Raw genomic sequence first — 22,539 nt, 5'->3', positions numbered from 1 at the left:
TGATTCCTTTTCCGAAGGGGAACATCCGGGGATAAAGGCGAACGCTTTGCTTTTTCAGGTTTTTTCTGTCCTCTCCGTTATCGTGTAAATGATTAGTTCAATTTATATAGTTTAATGTGACTTACCTTTGATATGACTAACGATTCTCTGAGCATCGTACTTGACCCATCCCAACAATGCAGAACCCCGTGATGTTTGCCAAGGTAGCCCTACAAAGTACAGTCCAGCAACCGGCGAGACTCCTCTCTCGTGTAAAATTACACCTTGGGCATCAAAAGCAGTATTGATATCGATCCAACTATCATTTCGCTTAAACCCAGTCGCCCAGATAATATTGTCTATTTGTGTCTCACTACCATCCTCATATAGGATGCGGTCATCTATTGCATTAATGGCACGTGGGCGCAGGTTAACTTTTCCCTGGGTCATCAATTCTTTTAACTCATAGCCATATACGTACTCAGGCTGATTTCTCAACCATTTTCCAACCATACGATCTGCACTTGCACGTAATATTCCGAGCTTTTCAAAATACCAGAATATACTTCGTTTCATAATATGCAAAGGCCTAAAGGTAATATTTCGAGCTATGGATATGTATACGGTTTGTTTATCATCTGATGTCAACTCTACGGCGATTTGGGCACCTGAATTGCCTCCGCCTACAACTACTGTTGTTCCAGGAAGCAATTGAGAGATATTTTTATATTCTGATGAGTGAAGCTGAATCACATGCTCGGATAATGCTTTAGCAAAATGAGGAACATTTTTGGTCTGGAAAGGCCCCGTGGCAACGATAATATTGCGCGCTTCAATCGTTCCATCATTGGTTTCAGCATAGTACACCTCATCTTGCTTCGAGAGACGGGAGATTTTACAGTTTAACTTTATTGGAAGCTCCATTTGTTTAGCATAGTTTTCAAAATAATCTGCAATTTCATCTTTGCTTGGCAGGCTATTTTCATTTCCATTAAGCGGCATTCCCGGTAACCCATCATACATTCGTGGGGTAAAAAGACGCAAGGAATCGTACCGTTTACGCCAAGATTCCCCGATAGATGAGGCAGCATCAACGATTAAAAAGGTTAACCCCGACTGTTGAAGATAGTAACCTGCTGCCAAGCCTGCTTGCCCAGCTCCGATAACCAATACATCGTACATATGTATCATCCCCAATATCGTTTTATGTATTAATATATGAGCACTCGTTCATATGTTTATTTTACTTAACAACTGTCTGTTTAGCAATAGAAGAAAACATCACTACTTCCTTTTACAAGATCAGCCATTAAAAAGACTCCCTCACGGGAGCCTTTTAATCATTTCAGTGCAAGCTTCTTATAACTTCTCATGTATGCTACGTGCTAAGTATGATAGGTTGGTTGAATTCTACCTGGTGTATCTATCGATGTCATCGTTCGCAGACTGATGCTCTCTTCTATGGTAATCTTCATGCTGACGAACGTCGTTCTTTAATTTCGCTAAGAAACCCCACCCCATAAAGGCAAGTATAAGCACAGTAATCAGTGCATAAGCAAAGCTATATAGATTCATAAAAAAGTTGATAAATATTGCAGCGAGCATCAAGCCCAGAATCCATAATGTCCACTTTGTACCCTTTCTCAAATCATTTCCTCCTCAAGTCGTTACTGATAAGCTCTCTATGTATCACAGTACATACGAAACCATAGGAACGAGGTTTCAATCACAGGGCTTCAAATCTAATTATATAAAAAAGACTCCCTCTCGGGAGCCTTTCATCTAATCGGCATTACAAAGGTTTTTTACACCTCTATTACATCATACCGCCCATGTCAGGCATTCCGCCACCAGCACCTGCTGGTTCTGGTTTGTCAGCAATAACTGCTTCAGTAGTCAGGAACATTGCCACTACGGAAGCAGCGTTTTGCAATGCATAACGAGTTACTTTCGCAGGGTCAACGATACCTGCTTCGATCATGTTAACCCACTCGCCAGTTGCAGCGTTGAAGCCTTGGCCTGTTTTCGTGAAACGTTAAGCTGAGTTTTCTAGACTTTATTATTGGACCGCTACAGCAGCCTTACTAAAAACGTTCAATTTAATACGTGACCATTAATTGGCTCTATTTTATTGTTTAGTAAGCTCTAGTCAAATTATTATTTTCAATCTTGATTAGCCAATATCTTCAGTACCCGATGCAACATGTTCGTTATCAATAAGCGGCAAGAATAATTCTTGATAATGATTTGCGCTTGTAACTTGCATTATGTTCACACCAGTTATATCCGTCTTTCTGTTCACAAATACTCCGTCGAAAAATGAGTAAATGGAATTTTTAATTGTTAGTTTCTCAGCATCATTCATAATTCCGTAAATTGTTGCAGTCTTCTTCCTGTCCGAAATATCCCCAAGCCCAATTGCCTGCTCAAAATTAACTATGGAAGCATAGATACGAGTGTTGTCCATCTTCAACTTATAGATATTCTCACAATTCGTCAGCTGCGCCTTAAGTGTCTTCTGTTCGTATTTTACATTATTATCCACATCGTGTATAACACAGTACGGAGTTCCGAATTGGTTTAAAATCTTCATAAGAGAACATATAGTTCCCTTACCTCTAGCTCTAATAACATGAATGGATAATTTTTTATCTTTTATGTAATGTTTCAAGGCTATGTATTCGGTATCCCCTTCCACTATAACAATATCTTTAGCGAAGAAAAACTCATTAATATAAGAATCAACGTAGTTAAGTATCTTCATATTGGTAATATCATTTACATCAAAAACTGAACTTGATGATTGATATAATTCTACAGCCTTACTAGTCCCAATTCTAAATACTTGAATAGATGTATGGTTCTGAGATAAATCAATTAACACGGGGGAATGAGTCGATATAATTAATGGCATTTCACTCCCAATTGCATACAATGAACTACTTAATGCACGAACAGCTTCAGGATGTAAAAATGCCTCCGGTTCATCAATTAACAACATCTTATTCTGTTTTGCTCCCAACAAGCCCTGTTCAATCAAATTTTGAAAAATATAAATCAAACTCATCCTCTGAATTCCTGTGCCCTGTGTAGACAGAGGCATTCCTTGGAATTGCTTGTTATCAATTGTGACGCTTGAAATGGTTGATTTTACTATGTCTGATATAGAGAATCCATTGCTTTCTCCACCCGTGACTATAAGTTTTAAATCTTGATTAGAAAAGAGTGATTGAAGATTTTGCGATACATTTCCACTGACTGTTTTTAAAGCCTGATCTGTTTTACTTTTCAATTGTGCAAGTAAAGTTGGAATTGCTTTCTTTAGTTCCAAATACTCTTGTTTAGGCTTAAAATCACTTAAATCATCGTTTTCAAGCTTCGTCAATTCAGAAGTGATAATCTGGGAATAAATATCATTAATCTGTTTATCTATCTCATCCGTTGTCATATAAGGAGTTATATAGTATGGAGCATTTACCAAAATCTCGTCCAAAGTTTCTTTCAGTTCATGTCCCCTCTTTATCTCTTTATTCTCGTAGTAAAACTTACCATTATCATTTGCATACTTCTTGATAATAGTTACTTCTTTTTCATCTATTACAAAAACCGCCTCTAGTTCTATTACTTTACTCTCGTCCTGAGCAGAATAACACTCTACCGGAATCTTAGTTTTGGCTACAGTAGGAAGAAAAAACTGATTGATAGCTTCCAGAAATGTTGACTTACCTGTGTTATTCTTACCTGTAAGTATTACAACATCAGTCTTAGAAAATTGAATACTGAATTTCTCACTGAAAACCTTGTAATTTGTTACGCTAAACTCTTTTAGTCTCATAGTATCATCTCCCTTAGTAATATATACCTACAAGAAACATTATACATCAACTTTCCTAAGTTAACATTTATTTCATTAAATTTAATAAAATACCCAAAAATGTTTTTCGTTGTCCCCGAGATTAACATAATTTTATTTACAACAATTACCAAAACCTAACAATACGGTCAGATAATATCACTAGTTGCAATAGTCTAAAACTTAAGATCACAAATACTCAAATATAATTTCAATAACAACACAAAAACCACTCCTTAATTAAGAAGTGGTTTTTGTATTATTTATAATTTGTAACAGTGACTGCTTCACAAATTCTTGTCACATCGTAACGAGAATTCACTCTGCCAGGCACATGATGCTTTAAAGGTTTTTACACCTTTATTACATCATGCCGCCCATTCCACCCATACCGCCCATGTCAGGCATTCCGCCACCAGCACCTGCTGGTTCTGGTTTGTCAGCGATAACTGCTTCAGTAGTCAAGAACATTGCTGCTACGGAAGCCGCGTTTTGCAATGCATAACGAGTTACTTTCGCAGGGTCAACGATACCAGCTTCGATCATGTTAACCCACTCGCCAGTTGCAGCGTTGAAGCCGATTCCTGTTTGTTCTTTTTTCAGACGTTCTACGATTACAGAACCTTCTTCGCCAGCGTTAGCTGCGATTGTGCGGATTGGTGCTTCCAGAGCACGCAGGACGATGTTTACGCCTGTTTGCTCGTCACCAGACAGAGCTACAGCCGCAACCGCGCTATATACGTTCATGAGCGCTGTACCACCACCGGATACGATACCTTCTTCAACCGCTGCGCGAGTTGCGTTCAGGGCATCTTCGATGCGAAGTTTGCGTTCTTTCAATTCTGTTTCAGTAGCCGCACCAACTTTGATTACTGCTACACCGCCGGACAATTTAGCCAGACGCTCTTGCAGTTTCTCTTTATCGAACTCGGAAGTTGTTTCTTCCAATTGTGTACGGATTTGGCTAACACGTGCATCGATATCGGATTTGTTACCAGCACCGTCAACGATGATTGTGTTTTCTTTAGTTACGCGGATTTGACGAGCTGTACCCAGTTGTTCCACAACAGCGGATTTCAGGTCCAGACCCAGTTCTTCCGTGATCAATTGGCCACCAGTGAGGGCAGCGATGTCTTGCAGCATTGCTTTACGACGGTCACCAAATCCTGGAGCTTTAACAGCTACAGCATTGAATGTACCACGCAATTTGTTCACAACCAGCATAGCCAGTGCTTCGCCTTCGATATCTTCAGCGATCAATACCAGCGGTTTGCCTTGTTGAACGATTTTCTCAAGCAATGGCAAGATGTCTTGCGTGCTGGAGATTTTTTTGTCTGTGATCAAGATGTACGGATTGTCCAAAACAGCTTCCATTTTGTCCGTATCAGTGATCATGTAAGGAGAGATGTATCCACGGTCGAATTGCATACCTTCAACCACTTCAAGCTCTGTAGCGAATCCTTTGGATTCTTCTACAGTGATAACGCCATCTTTACCCACTTTTTCCATAGCTTCAGCGATCAGTTCGCCTACTTCTTCGTCAGCTGCAGAGATTGCTGCAACTTGTGCGATGGATTGTTTGGAATCAATTGGTTTGGAGATGGATTGCAATTCAGCAACCGCAGCTTTAACCGCTTTGTCGATCCCTTTACGGATACCGATTGGGCTAGCGCCTGCAGTTACATTTTTCAGACCTTCTGTGATCAGCGCTTGCGCCAATACAGTTGCTGTTGTAGTACCGTCACCGGCAACATCGTTGGTTTTTGTTGCTACTTCTTTAACCAGTTGTGCACCCATGTTCTCGAATGCATCTTCCAGTTCGATTTCTTTAGCAATGGTTACACCATCGTTAGTGATGAGCGGGCTTCCGAATTTTTTCTCCAGAACCACGTTGCGGCCTTTAGGACCGAGTGTTACTTTTACTGCATTAGCCAATGCGTCCACACCACGAAGCATGGAGCGACGAGCGTCTTCACTGAATTTAATGTCTTTAGCCATGTTAAGAAAACCTCCCTAGTTTTTGTTGGAAAATGGTCGTGCTATATGGTTCGGTTATCCGATTAAATTTGAATTAGTCGAGAATCGCGTGAATATCGCTCTCTTTCATAATCAAATATTCTTTACCTTCGAATTTGATTTCTGTACCGGCATATTTGGAGAAAATAACGCGATCTCCTTCTTTCACTTCCAGAGCTACACGTACGCCGTCTTTCAATACTCCAGCACCAACTGCAATGATTCTACCCTCTTGCGGTTTTTCTTTGGCGGAGTCCGGGAGTACGATCCCGAAAGAAGTTGTTTGTTCTTGCTCCAGTGGTTCTACCAATACGCGTTCACCTAAAGGTCTGATCATGAAAAATAGCCTCCTTTTGAAATTATATAACGTTACATTGTAGGTTGTAGCCATATGTATTAGCACTCGACAGTGTTCAGTGCTAACAACCAACTTTATGATACTCAACTTGAAGCATGATTTCAAGTCCTTTTGACGAATTCCTGCGAGAATTTACGTTGAATTTACACAAACATAGCCAATTTACACCCGCTGTGCCTGGTTCTATGTTGCAATTCACTAATCTTATTCTACGAAATTGTTTAACCCTTCTGCAACGTTAACAGACAGTCCCTTCCCCATTGTATCCATTGTTGAACATAATATGCCTGCTTGTCCTGTCGTGTTGTCGGCAGTCTACAGAAATAGCCCGGATAAGAACATACCGTCTTTTCCGGGCACATTACAGCTTATCCTCATTCAGCCCGCATGTTTCTTATCCTCGGCACGAACGTAGCGGGATTCGATCTCTTCATCGGCTGCAAGCTGCTTGCGATATACGATTGCGGATAATAACACACTGATCTCATATAACAAGAGCAAGGGAATCATCACCAGAAGGTCGGAAATAAAGTCTGGAGGTGTAATGACCACTGCAATGAAGATCAGAACAAAGTAAGAGACTCTGCGCATCTTGCGAAGACGAATTGGATTCAGAATCCGCAGTCCTGTCAGAAACATAATAAGTAAAGGAAGTTCAAATAACAGGGACACAGGCAGCACAATGCCAAACAGGAAGCTGAAATACTGTTTCATCCCATAGGTCTCCACAAGCCCCATCTTCTCCGTTATCGCTGTTGTGAAGGCAAGTGCCATCGGAAAAATAACATAATACGAGAAAGCCATACCTGTCAGAAATAAAAGAAACACATAGGGCACATACTTCAGCGTCGCTTTTCGTTCGCGCGGCTTTAGCCCTGGACTAACAAACTTCCAGATCTGATACACCGTAAACGGCAGTGTAATAATAAGTGAGAACAACCCTGCAATCTTCATATAGATGCCAATCCCGTCCCAGAACGAGAAGGCATGTAATACAAAACCTTTTGCCGACTCTGCCTTGGTCAGATATTGGTATACCGGGTCCGCCACAAAAAATCCTGCAATCAGTCCCAGCACAAAAATACTTAATACGTAGATCAGCCGCTTCCGCAGCTCGCTCAGATGTTCCGTAATCGACATTTCTTCCATTTGCTGCGTCATGCCTGCCCCCCATTATTGCCAGCTTAAAATACAAAACCCTTCCGGCAGGAAGGGATTTCTCTTTCATTGCCGTCAAGATTATTCCGGCAGGCGTTTATCAGCAGGCTTGTCTGCAGGTGTGCTCTCAGCCGCCAGCGGTTTCGCCTTCTCCTGCTCTTTGCGATTGGACGAGTCATCCTCAGAGATAATCTCGCGAGCGCCCTCTTTGAATTCACGGAAGGTACGCCCAACTGCACGTCCCAGTTCCGGAAGTTTGTTGGGTCCAAACAACAACAATGCAATCACGGCCAGCAAAATAAAGCCCGTTGGTCCAATGGAACTAAACATTGATATTCCTCCTCGTCTCAAGCTTCGAAGATGCGCATACTCGGCCAGATGTTCATAGATGTCTCTGCTGCGTTCTTAATTTAAGCCCATCATACCATAGATGTAACCACTTACATAACCCGCAAAATTCACAAATAAGATAAGAGATGTCACTAGAACAATCTAACACCGGTTCATGGCTAATCGGATATCTTGCCCCAGAGTCCGTGCTCGATTATTGCTTGAACTGACCCGTAACCATCAGCAGCGCTTCCGGAAGCTGATCCATAATGGCAGCCAGATGTTCATGCACACCCTTTGGTGTACCTGGCAGATTAACAATCAGCGTGCGCCCTCGAATGCCACATACCCCGCGGAACAGCATTGCAGAACGGTTTTTGCTCATTACACTGTACCGCATGGCCTCTGCCATCCCGGGAACTTCCCGCTCAATTACGCGCCGGGTCGCTTCCGGAGTAATATCACGAATGGCCAGCTCCGTGCCACCGGTAGTCAGCACCAGATCGGCGTGAAAATAATCCGTCATCTCAATCAAAGCCGCAATAATCTCATCGGGTTCATCCGGAACGATACGGTACTCCACGATTTGACCACCCAGCTCTTCTTCCACCAGCTCCCGAATGACTTGTGCACTCGTATCCTCACGTTCCCCGCGGGCTCCTTTGTCACTGGCTGTCAGGATTGCTGTTCTCCACACCATAAAGATCACCCTTCTCCTCTATGAAAATAAATATTGCCTATCGGCTATAATCACCGTTTTTGCCACCACTCTTGGAATTCAACATGGTTGGACCGATAATCATATCTTTTTGCATGGCCTTGCACATGTCATAGACCGTCAGTGCTGCAGCTGAGGCAGCCGTGAGCGCCTCCATCTCAACACCCGTTTTGCCTTCGGTTTTGACAGTAACTTCAATGTGTAATTCATCCACTCCGTTATCATGAAAACGAATATCCACACCCGTCAGTGCCAGCGGATGGCACATCGGAATCCAGTCCGACGTTTTCTTCGCGCCTTGAATCCCGGCAATCTGAGCCACAGCCAGAACATCACCTTTGCCGATTCGGCCCTCCCGAATCGCTTCCAGTGTATCTGGATTCATCGTCACTTTGGTTACAGCCACAGCCGTACGTACGGTAATTTCCTTACCTGAGATATCAACCATCCGGGCCCGCCCCTGTTCATTAAAATGGGTCAGTTTACCACCGGAAGCCTGGCCGTTGTTCACTTCTGAACTCAATCACATCACAACCCTTTATTCGATATGTAATATACCTTCGGTTGTTATCAACAGATCAATCCGCAGATCGAGCAGGTCCATCGGGATCTCCTCCTGTAGCTGACCCGGCAATACCATCGCAGCCATCAACGGTTTCTTGCCCGTCATCACACATGTTGCTGCAAGCGTCTCGGCAAAACGATCATAATAACCGCCACCATAACCAATACGCCCGCCATGGAGATCATAACCAAGCCCCGGTACCAATATGAGATCGATATCCGGCCAATCATCAGGCGTCAGGACTTCACAGGAATCCTTGGGTTCCGGTATCCCCCATATGCCTGGCTCCAGATCTTGTTCTCCAGTCACTCGCCGTAGCTCCATTCGAGGTGGATTCGCCAACACTTTTGGTGCAAACATCACATCTCCATGATTCCAGCCCTCTTGAAACAGAAAAGCTGTGGACGCTTCGCCTCCATAGGACAAATAACTGAATATAACGAGTGGTTTGTTCACAACCTTGCTCTTGGCCTGTCTAAGGCGCTCCAGCTCCCGCTTCACTCCAGCGTTAATCTTAGTCATTGCCTGCTGACGCATGTTTGCATCCATCAGATCACGGCTCTGTCTCAGTCTGGATCGAAGCTGACTTTTCAGTTCCGCATGATCCTGCATATCCTTGAATAACCTCCTGTTGATAGGGAAGGTAGAAAAAAGCTCTCATTAAAAACAATTTATATGTTATGACCAGTTGTCATCTTGTTGAAATGGTTAAAATGATTCATTTTCTGCAAAATCCTCATGTAATAACATGCCTTCTTTCAGTTTATCATTGATTGATCAAAAAGACTACATGCCCCATGCGTTCCCAATCGGTGCAATTGCTCTGTATTTCATGTAAACTGGGATATAGTTGTCATATCAAGAACTGGACCTATGGAGGAACTTAATTTTATGCTGCTGCAAGTATCCGGAATTATCAAACGTTTTGGTGTCGATCCAATCCTGGACGGCGTGAACTTACAAATATTAGAACGCGAGCGCATCGGCCTCGTTGGTGTAAACGGTGCAGGGAAATCCACTTTGCTCAAAATTGTAGCCGGTGAAATGTCCTATGACGGAGGACAGATTTTCAAGTCCAAAGAAACGACGCTCGGTTACCTGGCTCAGAACAGCGGGCTACAATCCGACCGTAACATCTGGGAAGAAATGATGAACGTCTTCGCTCACCTGACACAGGCTGAAGCTGATTTGCGTCAGATGGAACGCGATATTGCCGACCCTGCCCAGATGGAAGACGAGAAAAAGTATGCTGACCTGCTGGAACGTTATGCGAAACGCTCCGACTGGTTCAAGGACCATGGCGGTTATGAGATGGAAACCCGCATTCGCAGCGTACTGCACGGGATGGGATTCGGCGAATTTTCGCCAGACACTCCCATTGCTACTCTGAGCGGCGGGCAGAAGACACGCCTTGCGCTTGCTCGTATTTTGCTTCAGGCACCTGATCTGCTCATGCTGGACGAGCCTACCAACTATCTCGATATCGCCACCCTTACTTGGTTGGAAGATTATCTGAGAGGTTATTCAGGCGCACTGCTCGTGGTATCCCATGACCGGTACTTCCTTGATCGACTCGTAACAACCATCGTTGAGATCGAACGTCACCGCTCCAAAAAATATACGGGAAATTACAGCCGTTATATGGAGCTCAAAGCTGCCGAATATGAAACTCAGATGAAGCAATATGAGAAACAGCAAGGCGAAATCTCCAAGATGGAAGATTTTGTCCAGAAAAACATTGTACGTGCTTCGACGACTAAACGGGCGCAAAGCCGGCGCAAAGCCCTCGACAAAATGGAGCGGCTTGATAAACCAATGGGAGATTTGAAAAAAGCCCATTTTTCCTTCGAAACCGCCGTTATGTCAGGCAAGGAAGTGCTTCGAGTGGATCAGCTGTCTGTCGCTTATGACGAGGCTTCTCCATTGTTCCGCAACGTATCCTTCGATCTGCGACGCGGGGAAACGGTTGCTCTGATTGGACCAAACGGTATTGGTAAATCCACCATGCTGAAGTGTCTTACGGGAAGTTTACGTCCGGTAAGCGGGGAGATCCAATGGGGAACAAAAGTGCAGATTGGCTATTATGATCAGGAACAGACTGGACTCAATCCGTCCAACACGGTTCTGGAAGAACTGTGGAGTGCCTATCCCGGGATGGAAGAAGCACGCATTCGGACCGTACTGGGGAACTTTTTGTTCAGCGGTGACGATGTGCTCAAGAAAATCTCCTCCCTCAGCGGCGGTGAGAAAGCACGTGTGTCTCTCTCCAAGCTGATGTTGAAGGAAGCCAACATGCTCATTCTGGATGAGCCTACGAACCATCTCGATCTGTTTGCCAAAGAAGTGTTGGAAGCGGCTTTAATGGATTATGAAGGCACCCTGCTATTCATCTCCCATGACCGGTATTTCCTCAACAAAATGGCTGAACGCATTGTTGAGCTTCATCCAGGCGGCACAGAACAATATCTCGGTAATTACGATGATTATGTGGAGAAAAAACAGGAGCTTGAGGACATCGCACGTGAAGCTGCTGAGGCACGTCAGGCTTCGTCCAAGAACTCGTCCAAATCCGATCTGAACACAGCCACAACCGAAAAATCCGGAGCGGCTTCATTCGAAGCGGAAAAACAGGCGAAGCGTGAAGAGCGCAACCGACAACGCAAGCAGGAAGCTCTGGAACAACAGATTGCAGAGTTGGAAACAAAGATTACCGAACTTGAGGCACAGATGGCTCTGCCTGAAATCTATCAGGATTATATGAAGCTGCAAGAACTCCAGCAACAATCGGAGGAACACAAAGCAGAACTCACCAAGGCATACGAGGACTGGGAAGAACTAGCTATGGAATAGTACGAATAGTACAGACTCAGACCATGGCTTGATCGCGTCCATACAAGTATAGTTGTACCACCGGCTGATTCCTTATTGGGATCAGCTTTTTGTTTGTTGAGGATGCGTATTGAAGCTAAGCACCCTATCTTCTTTATGTTCCTTGAGATTGAACTCTACTTAGGGGAGCTGTTTTGACTTTTGTCAAATTTACTCGAATGAAGAGAAATATTTTTATCCCCCTGTCCCTCACACTTATCCACAAGAAAGCAAGATAGCAAGCACATTAATAAGCTTAATTATACAGCGGTAGAATAGCCTTTCACACACAAAAACCATATTTATCCACCAAGTTATCCACTTTATCCACAACTTTGTGGATAGTAAGGAGTCATTCTATCCCCTAAACCCTTTTCGTTTCGAAAACTATGCTGGTTGGGCTTTGGGATAGTTACCCACAAATTACACTGGATATGTGGATAACTATAGTCACACCTTGACAAATGCATCCTTCCACTCCTCAATGTACCTCCATAATAAGACAAAAGCAGACCTTTGTCGTTCAAGGCCTGCCCGTCATTTATTTACTATATGCCATGCATATTTACATCGAATTGCAATTGCTACTATTGCCGCTGTAGATGCGATCTGGCAATAGATGTTTTACGCATGTGCTTCTTGTTCATGATGTTCGGAAGACTCGGCCTTCAGCCCAGCAGCATTACAAGCCGCTACATACGCCAAACCGGCAGCCATGACGATATCATTATGTGTTGCTGTTCCCCGGAACTCACGTCCTGCACGCTCCACGGTAACTACAGCTTCTGCACTTGCACCCTCTCCACCACTCAAGGCATGCATCTCCATATCAACAAATGCAATATCATCGGAAATGCTCTGACCAATCGCACGGATGGTTGCATCCACGGGTCCACCGCCAACAGCGGAGTAAGATTGTTCTCCAGCGCTTGTGCGAATGCGAACGGCGGCCATTCGATCCGTCATGCTGCCGGCCGTCACCTGCAATTCAACCAGTTCATAGTCCTGTGCAGGAATATTCATGGTCTGGCTAACCATCTGTAATAACTGATCGTCACTAACCACTTTTTGCTGGTCTGCGGTTTCTTTGAACACCTCATACAATTGCTCCATCTGTTGCTCATCCGGCTCAAAACCGTATTTGCGAACCCGATCCTTCAGGGCGTGACGACCGGAGTGTTTGCCCAAAATAATCATGCTGCGCGGAATACCCAGCGCTTCCGGGTCCATAATTTCATAGGTGCTCCGATTCTTCAGCAGACCATCCTGATGGATGCCGGATTCATGCTGGAATGCATTACGTCCCACCACTGGTTTGTTGTACGCAATCGGGAAGTGCATCGCACGGCTAATCTGACGTGAAGTCTCATACAGCTGATTCAGCTTAATGTTCGTCGTTGCACCAATTGCGTCTCCCCGAGTCTCCAGCGCCATAATCAGCTCTTCCAGTGCACAGTTCCCTGTCCGTTCTCCGATACCATTAATGGTCACTTCAATCTGAGAAGCACCATTGGCAATCGCAGCCAAGCTATTGGCTACGGCCAGGCCCAGATCATTGTGACAGTGAGCACTATAACGAACCTGATCGCCACCTCTTGCACCCTCACGCACCCGGCGGAACATCTCGCCATACTCATGTGGCAGGGCATATCCGACCGTATCCGGCAGATTAATAATGGTCGCTCCAGCTTCAATGGCGACTTCAACCATTTCAATCAGATCGTCCATCTTGGTACGGGCAGCGTCCATCGCTGTGAACTCTACGATGTCCGTGAACTGGCGTGCATAAGATACCATCTCACGAGCGGTAGCCACCACTTCACTGCGCGGACGGCGTAGTTGATGCTCAATATGAATATCCGAAGAAGAGATAAACAGGTGAATTCGGCGACGTGCTGCATCCGCTGTTGCTTGAACTGCTGCATCGATATCACCTTTGACCGCACGCGCGAATCCACAGATCTCCACGTTCTGCAACTGTCTCGAAATCGCCTGAACCGCCGCGAACTCACCTGGACTGGAGATCGGGAATCCAGGCTCAATGACGTCGATACCCAGAGAAGCCAGTTGGTGTGCCAGTTCAATCTTTTGCTCGGGCTGCAGACTTGCTCCCGGTGCCTGTTCTCCATCACGCAGCGTTGTATCAAAAATTTCAATCATGCGTTTGTTATTAGTTGTTGTCATATCCATCAACCTCCATCAAATTTTTATAAATATTTTCGTTACGATCCACGTGCCACAGAACACCCGCTGATCGCCGTCCCTGTTGTTATATGTTTTGTTTGTAAACGCGTATGTTGTTTGTAGCTTAGTCCTTGGTGATCAGTAATACCTGTTGAATGTTTCGTGCCTATACTTGTTGTTCAATGTTCGTTACTCGTTCGTTGTATATCCGCTTACCCTCATGACAGAGTGTACGTCGACTTACACCCTGATCCTCTGACTTTTCAATCCCCATATGGTTCTTCCCATGCCCACCCTGCTGCCGGCAGCAAACACAAATAACCCGCCATCTCATATAAGAGACGGCGGGTTATTATCCCCTCCGCGGTACCACTCTCGCTTGATGGGCCAGGCTTGCGCCGGACTCCATCCACCTCGTCGTCTCCGATCCGCTGGATGTACGTACACGCACGACACCACTGGAATTCGGAGAAACACCCTATAACGGGGGTTAACCGTTGCTGTGTAACACATGTTGTTGTCCATCAGGACAACTGGGCGATTGATATCATCCCAAGCTTCCACAGCTCCGTTCCCGGGCGAGATTCGAATGATTCCAGCCACTGCGTCGCACCACCCCGCAGCTCTCTGAGCGCTTTGTCATTCTACTGCTCCCGTTCATCACATTTATAATATGACCTAACTTCATTCAGCCTTATTTTGAAAATCAAAAAAACCTGCCACCTCATGCAATAATGCAAGAGACGACAGGCTGTTCACCTTCGCGGTACCACTCTTGTTGACTTCCTTCCTGTTCATTCAAGACAACCCCTGAATGCTTTCGCATATCCGGATCACTTGAAGCAGCCTGAAAGCCCCCTCAGTTATCGTCAGTTGATCCTTGTAATAACGGTCCTACCGACAACGGCCCATTCACGGAGGCAACCCGTAACCATGTACTTTGGGCCATGATCGGCCTTCGGATTCTCCCAGGGAGTCACCGTGTTCCATCGTTCCGCTTCCAGGTGAGTTTCAGGTTTCCTTCGACTGCGTTGCACCATACCGCAGCTCTCTAAGACCGGGAATGACCTTACTATTCCTGTTCATCGCGTTTATCAGTTCAGGAATCTGAATTCCTGTTTAAATTTGTAACTAAATATACATTCTTTACATCCCTGCTGTCAACTCTTAATCTCAAACTGTTTGCTATACGGACTGAACGGACCATTCCTCCAGAGAAAGTCCCGGATCTGCCTTCGCATCAAATTCAGCAATTTCTCCCCGCTGCCATTTCAGATACGCAGCCGCTCCAATCATGGCCGCATTATCTGTACAATACTCCATTGGCGGGATCAACAGTTCAAGCCCTTCCTTCGTGCATCGCTCCTGTAATGCCGAGCGTAACCCCCGGTTAGCTGCAACACCACCGCATAATAACAGTTGACGTGAACCATATTCACGAACTGCTCTAACGGCTTTCTCCACCAACACTTCAACAACAGCTTCCTGGAAACCACGTGCAACCGCAGACGGCTCCAAGGTTTCTCCGCGCATTTTGGCCTGGTTGAGCACATTCAGTACAGCAGACTTCAGACCACTGAGACTGAAATCGTACGAACCTGCTTCCAGCCATACCCGTGGTAATGGCACTACATCCTCCGCTTCAGACGCCATCCGGTCCACATGCGGGCCTCCCGGATAAGGACAACCCAGTGCACGTGCTACTTTGTCATACGCTTCGCCTACGGCATCATCACGTGTACGACCAATCAGTTTGAACTTACCCTCGGATTCCATATGCACGAGTTCTGTATGTCCACCAGATACGACCAGTGCCATCGCTGGATATTGCAGTTCATGAGTAAGTCGGTTGGCATAGATATGCCCGGCAATATGATGTGTGCCAATGAGCGGTTTGCCCAGTGCCATCGCCATCGTTTTGGCCGCAACGATACCCACCAGCAGTGCTCCGACCAGCCCCGGACCTTGCGTCACGGCGATTGCACTTAGATCACGTGGACGAATGCCGGACTGTTCGATCGCCTGTTCCAGCATCAACGTAATAACTTCAACGTGTTTGCGTGAAGCCACTTCAGGTACAACGCCGCCAAATGCCTTATGGGTCTCAATCTGACTTGAGATCAGATTGGACAGCACTTCCCGTCCATCTTTGACTACTGCTACCGATGTTTCATCACAGCTTGTCTCCACCGCTAAAATATAGGATGGTGCAGAATTTATTTTTTCATTAAGTTCGTTCATGAATCCAGTACGCTTCCTTCCTCTTCGCCGCTCCGGCCTGCAGACGGCAAGTTCGCCCACATAATCATCGCATCTTCCCCATTATCGGAGTAATACCCTTTACGAAGACCCGCCGATTCAAACCCTTTTTTCTGATATAAACGCTGAGCAATGCTGTTCGAGACTCTGACCTCCAACGTCATTCGTTCCATCCCGAGATAAGCCGCTGTGCTCATTAATTCATCCAGTAACTTTTCGCCAAGCTTGCGTCCACGATACGCGCCTCTGACTGCAATATTGGTAATATGGGCTTCATCCATGATTGTCCACATACCTGCATAGCCGATGGCTTTTCCTTCTAATTCCATCACCATATATTTAGCAAAATGATTGTGTGTCAATTCATTTTGAAATGCTTCTTCCGTCCAGGGCAGGGTAAAGGCCTCATGTTCAATCTCCATCACATCGGGAATATCCGCGAGTGTCATGAACCTGAACTGAAGCGTTGCTTCCTGCTTATTATTCGCCACATTGTCCATCTGCTTCCCCTCCCCCTTTAGCCTTTGCGCAGCAGATTGGCTTCCGCTTCAGACAGCTGGGTGTAGTTCGGCACCAGCGCATGCACGTCATCACGCTGACCTGCAAGCAGCGCGGCGGCGCCAAGGCGCCCAACCCAGCGGCCTTCCAGCTCATAAGGTACGAGCTGGAGCGCCGTTCCTGCGGGGCAGCGAAGCTCCGCCGCTGCCGCAGCATGAGGGCCCGTCTCGCCGACGATCCAGACGGCTACGGGCCGCTCTTCCGGCGCCGCCTCCGCCATGCGGGCGGCGAGAGCTTCCAGCCATCCGTCCATCTTGCGGATGGCATCAGGCGCCAGACGCCGGGGCGCATCGCTCCCGGCGGAGGCAAACAGCGCGGTGCACGCTTGACCGCGCCGTGCATCCACAAGCGGAACGATCCAGTGGACAGGGGCAGCACCTGTGCTGCCCTGGTCCGCGGATGGCGTTCCGCCAGCCCCTGCTGCGGCATCCTCTCCCGCAGCTTCCGCCTTGGCGGCAAGGCCACTGTGCCAGCCGCCCCAAGCGATGGCCTGAAGGCTGGACACCCCGGCTACGGGGATGTCCCACGCCCAGGCCAGTGTCTTCGCCGCGGTCACCGCAATGCGGATGCCCGTGTACGAGCCTGGGCCAACGCCAACGGCAATGCCGTCAAGTTGCCCAGGCTGTGTGTTGCTGGCGGCCAGCAGCTGCTCCATCACCGGTACGACGTGTACCGAATGGTTACGCTCAGCCCGTTCATTGCGTTCTTCCAGAAGCGCATGATCTTCCATCATCGCAGCTGCCATCACTGCGGTCGATGTATCCAACGCCAAAAACCGCTGACGCGGCTCTTTTTGTAAATCTTCCATCATCATTTGACCCCATTCTGTCTGAACTGTCGGCACATGGCTGCATAAGTCTCGCCGTACCCATCCAGTGTAATCGTTCGATTCTCCAGGCCCGTTGTTTCAATCTGCACATGCAAATGCTCTTGCGGTAGCAATTCGGGAATGATACTCGACCACTCCACCAGACTGACTCCGGCTCCATAGAAATATTCATCAAGTCCAAGCTCATCCGCTTCTTCCAGCGATATGCGATATACATCCATGTGATATAAAGGCAAACGCCCTTCGTACTCCTTAATTAGCGTGAATGTGGGACTGCTTACCACATCACTTACACCCAAATGCCAGGCAAATTTCTGTGAAAATGCCGTTTTTCCCGCGCCCAGATCACCATCCAAAGCAATCACCATGCCGGCGTTTGCCTGACTGGCGAGTGCGGAAGCGAGTGCTTCTGTATCTGCAATGCCATGGGATTGATACACCCACTGCTCGTGCGTCTGATTCAATATTCGCCCCACCTTTGGCGGTCCAGCCGCCTGAGTTCACTTTGAACCTTATTATATCGGTCCCTTTCTTCCCCCGCAACATCCAAGGAGGCGAGCGGAAATATAACGTGCATTATTAGACATGTCTCAAAACTCGCTTCCTTCGAAGTTTCAGACACCTATTAGGAAAAACCAAAAAACCGGCACCTCTCGGTACCGGCCGTGTTATACATATATTTCAGCTTTCATTCATTCTCGAATGCCTCAATAACTATATGCTACTTGTATCTACTCCTCCAAGCGATCCACACGAACCGTCTGGGTATTTCCCGGCCTGCTGCCAACCTGAACGGTTGCCATACCATTGGCTTCATCCACATTCTCGATCCAGACTGGATCTCCCTCCAGCGTAACGGCAATGGTATCCTTCGAATCATAGATCGCTTTGGCGCGCTTTGCATCCATCATCTTATTCATACTCCCCTTCAGGATCATCATGTGACTCTCGAACCATGCTATCTGTTGTACTTTCACCAATATAACCGTTATCTTCCGTAACCTGTCCCCCGCCTAACCCTTCATTCACCATCCGGTCAATGTCAAGCATGAACGACTCCCGATCAAGGGGCAATTCTTCCGAAGTGACCGCTTCCCAGTTTACAGCTGTAGCAGGTGTATAGAATTCTTCAGCACTTTCGGCTTTGGCAAGAGGATACGGAGAAAATGCATGCTTGTGAGCTTCTTCCTCATCACGTCTGTTCTTCAATATTGCACCTCCCGGCATATGTGCTGCGAGAATAACTACTTTACTTATCCCATGCTCATCTTCCTGTTGGAATCCGAAGCATGTTTCTGTTATCATCCCCGAGTCTCGCCGAACCATACGAATTCGTTCGTCTACAAGACGATTATCCCTTGCGCCAGATGCCCATACTATTAAATATAAATCCGTGTTCAAAAAGTCCGGTGATTCGTAATCAAAAGCGGAAATTTTTGAACAACCTTTTGAAAGGAGCCGACCTATGCATACCGTCTGGAAAGGTGCAATCAGTTTTGGCCTTGTGCATGTCCCTGTCAAAATGTTCTCGGCTACCGAAGACAAAGACATCTCCATGCGCTATATCCATAAAGTCTGCGGCAGCCCGCTCGCTTATGTTCGTCAATGTCCATCCTGTGAAGTGGACGTGAAGTGGGAAGAGATCACCAAAGGTTATGAATATGAAAAAGGAAAGTTTGTACTCTTCGAGAAAGATGAATTGGAAGCGTTAAATGATTCCACCAGCAAAACCATTACCATACTGGATTTTGTCGACTTGACTGAGATTGATCCGATCTATTTCCAGAAAACATATTACCTATCGCCCGATCAGGCTGGTGGAAATGCCTACCAGCTCTTGATGAACGCCATGCGGGATACCGGCAAAATTGGCATCGCCAAAATCTCCATTCGCTCGAAGAGCAGCCTGGCTGCCATACGCGTGCTGGAAGATTGCCTCTCCATGGAGACGATTTTCTATCCGGACGAGATTCGGCCTGTCTCCCAGGTGCCCAACTTGCCGGAAGTGCAGAACGTGAATGAAAAGGAACTCACGATGGCAAAGTTGCTGATTGATCAATTGTCCACGCCTTTTGAACCCGGTAAATACACCGATGACTATCGCAGCAAACTGCTGGATCTTATCCAGCACAAAGTGGCAGGTGAAGAAATCAAGATTGCTCCAGCCAAACCTGAAGCTAATGTGATGGATTTGATGGCTGCCTTGCAGGCAAGTATCGAGGCCGTGAAGCCTATTCCGGCTGACCCTGGGACAACAACGGCCAAGCCTAAGAAACGTGCACCGCGAAAAACGCCTGCTCAAGCGGTTGCCGGAGGCGAATCCGATACACCTGCTGCACCAGCCAAAAGAAAAAAGGCGACACCCAAACCAAAAGTTTGAATGTCGCTAAGGCAAGACCGATATCGTTATATGCGTGTGTAATTCGTTCAACTCAAGTCCGGCTTTACAGTCGGATTTTTTTGTTTTACAGAACTATTGAAGCAGTTCTTGTCAATAAAACTACAGTTATAATCGCAAAATACGATTGACGAAAGCTGATTTATATTTTATATTAACTTATGAAAAGTAACTTATTTATGAATATACAGTCACGCTGTAATTCTTCTTCAAGAGTATGCAATTTAATAATCCGTTTTCAACGCATACAAACAACCAAACGCTAAGCCCTATTATCTATAATCACATATTCAGGAGGATATAATCATGAATACAACATATCAAATCCCTGCCACAACCCATCTGGGTGAAGTGAGTCTGCGAATTATGAACCTAGACCGTTCAATTAAGTTCTATACCGAAGTGGTTGGATTAAAATTACTGGAGCGTAGTGGCAAAGTGGCCACGTTGACAGCCGACGGAAAACAGTCCCTGCTGCGATTGGAAGAGCTCACGGATGGAATTACCCTGCCGGAACGCTCACACGCTGGCTTGTATCATTTCGCCATCCTGCTGCCTGACCGCAAGTCCCTGGGTCTTGCTCTTCGTAATCTGGCTGCATCCGGTATCGATATCGGCCAAGGCGATCACTTGGTCAGCGAAGCCTTCTATATCTCCGATCCCGATCAGAACGGGATTGAGATCTATGCCGACCGTGCACGTGATACCTGGAAACGGGATAGCGACAATAACTACGTGATGGCAAGTGATCCTGTTGATGTGGAAAGCCTGTTTGCCATCTCGGAGAATGAACCTTGGCAGGGCCTGCCTGCTGGCACCGTTATTGGTCATGTACATTTCCACGTCCGCAGCCTGGAAGAAGCACGCAACTATTACACCGGCATACTCGGTTTTGATATCGTGGGTAACTTCGCCAACATGTCAGCACTCTTTGTATCCGCAGGTGGCTATCATCATCATCTGGGACTTAATATCTGGGCGGGAGTGAACGCACCTGTTAATCCAGATAACGCTACAGGAATTGACTACTTCACCATTGTGTACGCCACACAGGAACAATTGGATCAGGCACTTGAACAATTGCGTCAATCCGGTGCAGTCGTTACCCAAGTGGAGGGTACCTGGTTTACGGTAGACCCACAAAATATTCGTATACGTCTGACAACTGCGAACTGATTTTGTTTAGGCGTTACAATATGTTTGCTTAACCTCATTTTATTAAGCCCGGGTAACTGATTTCTCTACATCACAGAGAGATCAGTTACCCGGGCTTTTTGAGTTGGCTTTTATAAAACTGGCACAATTGGTGCATTCTAACCAATACATAGACAAGATATGTTAAGGAGATACCTCATGATCGAAAAGGGACGTTTGACTGTTAGACAGCTCGCTTCACTCATGTTCCTGTGCACAATTGGGGAGCAGATTCTGGTCTTCCCTTCCATGATCACATCCTACGCTCATCAGGATGCCTGGTTATCAGCCTTATTGGGAGTCGCAGGGGGCTTGGGAATACTCTTCATTATGCTTGTTGCCTACAAACTGCATCCCCGGTTGAATCTGATTCAAAATGCACTTCGAACACTGGGACCCTGGATCGGGACCTTGTTTGGCTCTTTTTATCTCTTTTATTTCCTGATCAGTACCTCAACGTTCATTAGGGAGATTGGCGATTTTATGTCTACTCAGATCTTGCCGGAATCTCCATTACTGATTCTGCATTTGGTTTTTATGTGTGCGCTTGTCTGGGGGCTTCTGTCGGGTCTGGAGAGCATTGGTAAAACTGCTGAGGTCTTTCTTCCTCTGATCGTGTTGTTTCTGCTTATTCTGACGGTGTGTCTAATCCCCCATGTACGTTTGGCCAACATCCAACCTGTGCTGGCACAAGGGTTTCTTGATCCATTCAAAGGTTTTGTTGCTGTACTCACCTATCCCTACTGTGAGCTATGCATCTTCATGATGTTTTTTCCCTACACTAAAAATGAACCCCATCTGAAGAAGGACATCCTGTTAGCAGGGATGATTGGCGGATTGTTACTCACACTGACGCTAAGTATGTGTCTGCTCGTCATGGGACCATGGATGACCCAGCATCACTGGTTCGCTTCATTCAACCTTTCACAGAAGATCAATATCGGAAACTTTATGCAACGCATCGAAGCTTTCATAGCATCGGTCTGGATTATTGCAGTTTTCTTCAAAGCCGCTCTGTTCTTCTACGGTTTTGTCCTGGGCCTCGCTCATCTGTTTCGCTTGTCCAGTCACCGTTCTCTGATCCTGCCGGGTGCCATGCTTATTCTCGCCATGTCTATTCTAATCTCTCCAAACGAGAACTTTTATCTCAAGGTCGTTATTCCCTATTGGATTGATTGGGATCTGACCTGTGGTATAGCACTTCCATTACTGCTCATTCTGGTGCATCACATGAAATCCCGTTTTCAAAAAATATAACTAAATTCCGAATTA

21 protein-coding genes, 1 pseudogene and 2 other annotated features are annotated in these 22,539 nt (G+C 46.2%); of the genes and pseudogenes, 4 read left to right on the top strand and 18 right to left on the bottom strand.

From position 1 onward, the window contains the following. Positions 1-111: 111 nt before the first annotated feature. From MHI52_RS07050 to MHI52_RS07000, 11 genes and pseudogenes are all read right to left on the bottom strand, one after another. A complete protein-coding gene (locus tag MHI52_RS07050) occupies positions 112-1,170 on the bottom strand; it encodes a flavin-containing monooxygenase (RefSeq protein ID WP_405158726.1) in 1,059 nt (352 codons plus the stop codon). 219 nt (positions 1,171-1,389) lie between these two features. Further along, the gene (locus MHI52_RS07045) at positions 1,390-1,626 is read right to left on the bottom strand and encodes a hypothetical protein (protein WP_017690072.1); all 237 of its coding nucleotides are present in this window, start codon (positions 1,624-1,626) and stop codon (positions 1,390-1,392) included. 169 nt (positions 1,627-1,795) lie between these two features. Further along, positions 1,796-1,999: pseudogene (locus tag MHI52_RS07040) on the bottom strand (TCP-1/cpn60 chaperonin family protein); the annotation flags it as partial. Between the two features lie 153 nt (positions 2,000-2,152). Further along, positions 2,153-3,814: an ATP-dependent nuclease gene (locus tag MHI52_RS07035; protein WP_405158725.1), complete on the bottom strand. Its 1,662-nt coding sequence runs from the start codon at positions 3,812-3,814 to the stop codon at positions 2,153-2,155. Positions 3,815-4,195: 381 nt separating this feature from the next. Next, entirely contained in the window at positions 4,196-5,830 is a 1,635-nt protein-coding gene (gene groL / locus MHI52_RS07030; protein WP_036611259.1) for a chaperonin GroEL, read from the bottom strand. Positions 5,831-5,903: 73 nt separating this feature from the next. Further along, positions 5,904-6,185 carry a co-chaperone GroES gene (groES, locus tag MHI52_RS07025; protein ID WP_017690077.1) on the bottom strand — a complete coding sequence of 94 codons (282 nt, stop codon included), beginning with the start codon at positions 6,183-6,185 and terminating at the stop codon, positions 5,904-5,906. Between the two features lie 399 nt (positions 6,186-6,584). Further along, a complete protein-coding gene (tatC, locus tag MHI52_RS07020) occupies positions 6,585-7,367 on the bottom strand; it encodes a twin-arginine translocase subunit TatC (protein WP_017690078.1) in 783 nt (260 codons plus the stop codon). Positions 7,368-7,445: 78 nt separating this feature from the next. After that, positions 7,446-7,694: a twin-arginine translocase TatA/TatE family subunit gene (gene tatA, locus MHI52_RS07015; RefSeq protein ID WP_036668966.1), complete on the bottom strand. Its 249-nt coding sequence runs from the start codon at positions 7,692-7,694 to the stop codon at positions 7,446-7,448. Positions 7,695-7,908: 214 nt separating this feature from the next. Further along, positions 7,909-8,394 carry a molybdenum cofactor biosynthesis protein B gene (locus tag MHI52_RS07010; protein WP_017690080.1) on the bottom strand — a complete coding sequence of 162 codons (486 nt, stop codon included), beginning with the start codon at positions 8,392-8,394 and terminating at the stop codon, positions 7,909-7,911. Between the two features lie 37 nt (positions 8,395-8,431). After that, entirely contained in the window at positions 8,432-8,923 is a 492-nt protein-coding gene (moaC, locus tag MHI52_RS07005) for a cyclic pyranopterin monophosphate synthase MoaC (protein WP_306068493.1), read from the bottom strand. A gap of 27 nt (positions 8,924-8,950) precedes the next feature. Next, complete coding sequence (locus MHI52_RS07000; RefSeq protein ID WP_340389413.1) at positions 8,951-9,589, bottom strand: 5-formyltetrahydrofolate cyclo-ligase; 639 nt, start codon at positions 9,587-9,589, stop codon at positions 8,951-8,953. Positions 9,590-9,868: 279 nt separating this feature from the next. Here MHI52_RS07000 and MHI52_RS06995 point away from each other — a divergent pair, with 279 nt between their 5' ends. Next, a complete protein-coding gene (locus MHI52_RS06995; RefSeq protein ID WP_036668959.1) occupies positions 9,869-11,827 on the top strand; it encodes an ABC-F family ATP-binding cassette domain-containing protein in 1,959 nt (652 codons plus the stop codon). 642 nt (positions 11,828-12,469) lie between these two features. Here MHI52_RS06995 and MHI52_RS06990 read toward each other — a convergent pair. The 7 genes from MHI52_RS06990 to MHI52_RS06960 all read right to left on the bottom strand — a co-directional run bounded on the left by MHI52_RS06990 (position 12,470) and on the right by MHI52_RS06960 (position 18,980). After that, positions 12,470-14,029 carry a 2-isopropylmalate synthase gene (locus MHI52_RS06990; RefSeq protein ID WP_036611270.1) on the bottom strand — a complete coding sequence of 520 codons (1,560 nt, stop codon included), beginning with the start codon at positions 14,027-14,029 and terminating at the stop codon, positions 12,470-12,472. 334 nt (positions 14,030-14,363) lie between these two features. Then, positions 14,364-14,699: a binding site (T-box leader), on the bottom strand. 66 nt (positions 14,700-14,765) lie between these two features. After that, positions 14,766-15,124, bottom strand: a binding site (T-box leader). Between the two features lie 90 nt (positions 15,125-15,214). After that, on the bottom strand, positions 15,215-16,270 hold the full coding sequence (gene tsaD, locus MHI52_RS06985; protein WP_017690086.1) for a tRNA (adenosine(37)-N6)-threonylcarbamoyltransferase complex transferase subunit TsaD: 1,056 nt from the start codon (positions 16,268-16,270) through the stop codon (positions 15,215-15,217). After that, the gene (gene rimI, locus MHI52_RS06980; protein ID WP_036668955.1) at positions 16,267-16,788 is read right to left on the bottom strand and encodes a ribosomal protein S18-alanine N-acetyltransferase; all 522 of its coding nucleotides are present in this window, start codon (positions 16,786-16,788) and stop codon (positions 16,267-16,269) included. The genes tsaD and rimI overlap by 4 nt, the downstream gene beginning before the upstream one ends. Before the next feature lie 17 nt (positions 16,789-16,805). Beyond that, entirely contained in the window at positions 16,806-17,654 is an 849-nt protein-coding gene (tsaB, locus tag MHI52_RS06975; RefSeq protein ID WP_405159366.1) for a tRNA (adenosine(37)-N6)-threonylcarbamoyltransferase complex dimerization subunit type 1 TsaB, read from the bottom strand. A 2-nt stretch (positions 17,655-17,656) separates the two neighbouring features. Beyond that, on the bottom strand, positions 17,657-18,139 hold the full coding sequence (tsaE, locus tag MHI52_RS06970) for a tRNA (adenosine(37)-N6)-threonylcarbamoyltransferase complex ATPase subunit type 1 TsaE (RefSeq protein WP_405158724.1): 483 nt from the start codon (positions 18,137-18,139) through the stop codon (positions 17,657-17,659). Positions 18,140-18,406: 267 nt separating this feature from the next. Continuing rightward, on the bottom strand, positions 18,407-18,583 hold the full coding sequence (locus MHI52_RS06965; protein ID WP_026081228.1) for an H-type small acid-soluble spore protein: 177 nt from the start codon (positions 18,581-18,583) through the stop codon (positions 18,407-18,409). A 4-nt stretch (positions 18,584-18,587) separates the two neighbouring features. Continuing rightward, complete coding sequence (locus MHI52_RS06960; protein WP_047841985.1) at positions 18,588-18,980, bottom strand: hypothetical protein; 393 nt, start codon at positions 18,978-18,980, stop codon at positions 18,588-18,590. A 160-nt stretch (positions 18,981-19,140) separates the two neighbouring features. Between MHI52_RS06960 and MHI52_RS06955 the strand changes: the two genes are divergently transcribed. The 3 genes from MHI52_RS06955 to MHI52_RS06945 all read left to right on the top strand — a co-directional run bounded on the left by MHI52_RS06955 (position 19,141) and on the right by MHI52_RS06945 (position 22,524). Beyond that, complete coding sequence (locus MHI52_RS06955) at positions 19,141-20,055, top strand: Ku protein (protein ID WP_017690092.1); 915 nt, start codon at positions 19,141-19,143, stop codon at positions 20,053-20,055. 324 nt (positions 20,056-20,379) lie between these two features. After that, complete coding sequence (locus tag MHI52_RS06950) at positions 20,380-21,249, top strand: VOC family protein (RefSeq protein WP_036611283.1); 870 nt, start codon at positions 20,380-20,382, stop codon at positions 21,247-21,249. Positions 21,250-21,426: 177 nt separating this feature from the next. Beyond that, positions 21,427-22,524, top strand: a complete 1,098-nt coding sequence (locus MHI52_RS06945; protein ID WP_164783415.1) for an endospore germination permease — start codon at positions 21,427-21,429, stop codon at positions 22,522-22,524. Positions 22,525-22,539: the final 15 nt, after the last annotated feature.

Source organism: Paenibacillus sp. FSL H8-0283, assembly GCF_045040675.1.
Lineage (GTDB): Bacteria > Bacillota > Bacilli > Paenibacillales > Paenibacillaceae > Paenibacillus > Paenibacillus amylolyticus.
This window is presented reverse-complemented; position numbering and strand designations above follow the sequence as displayed.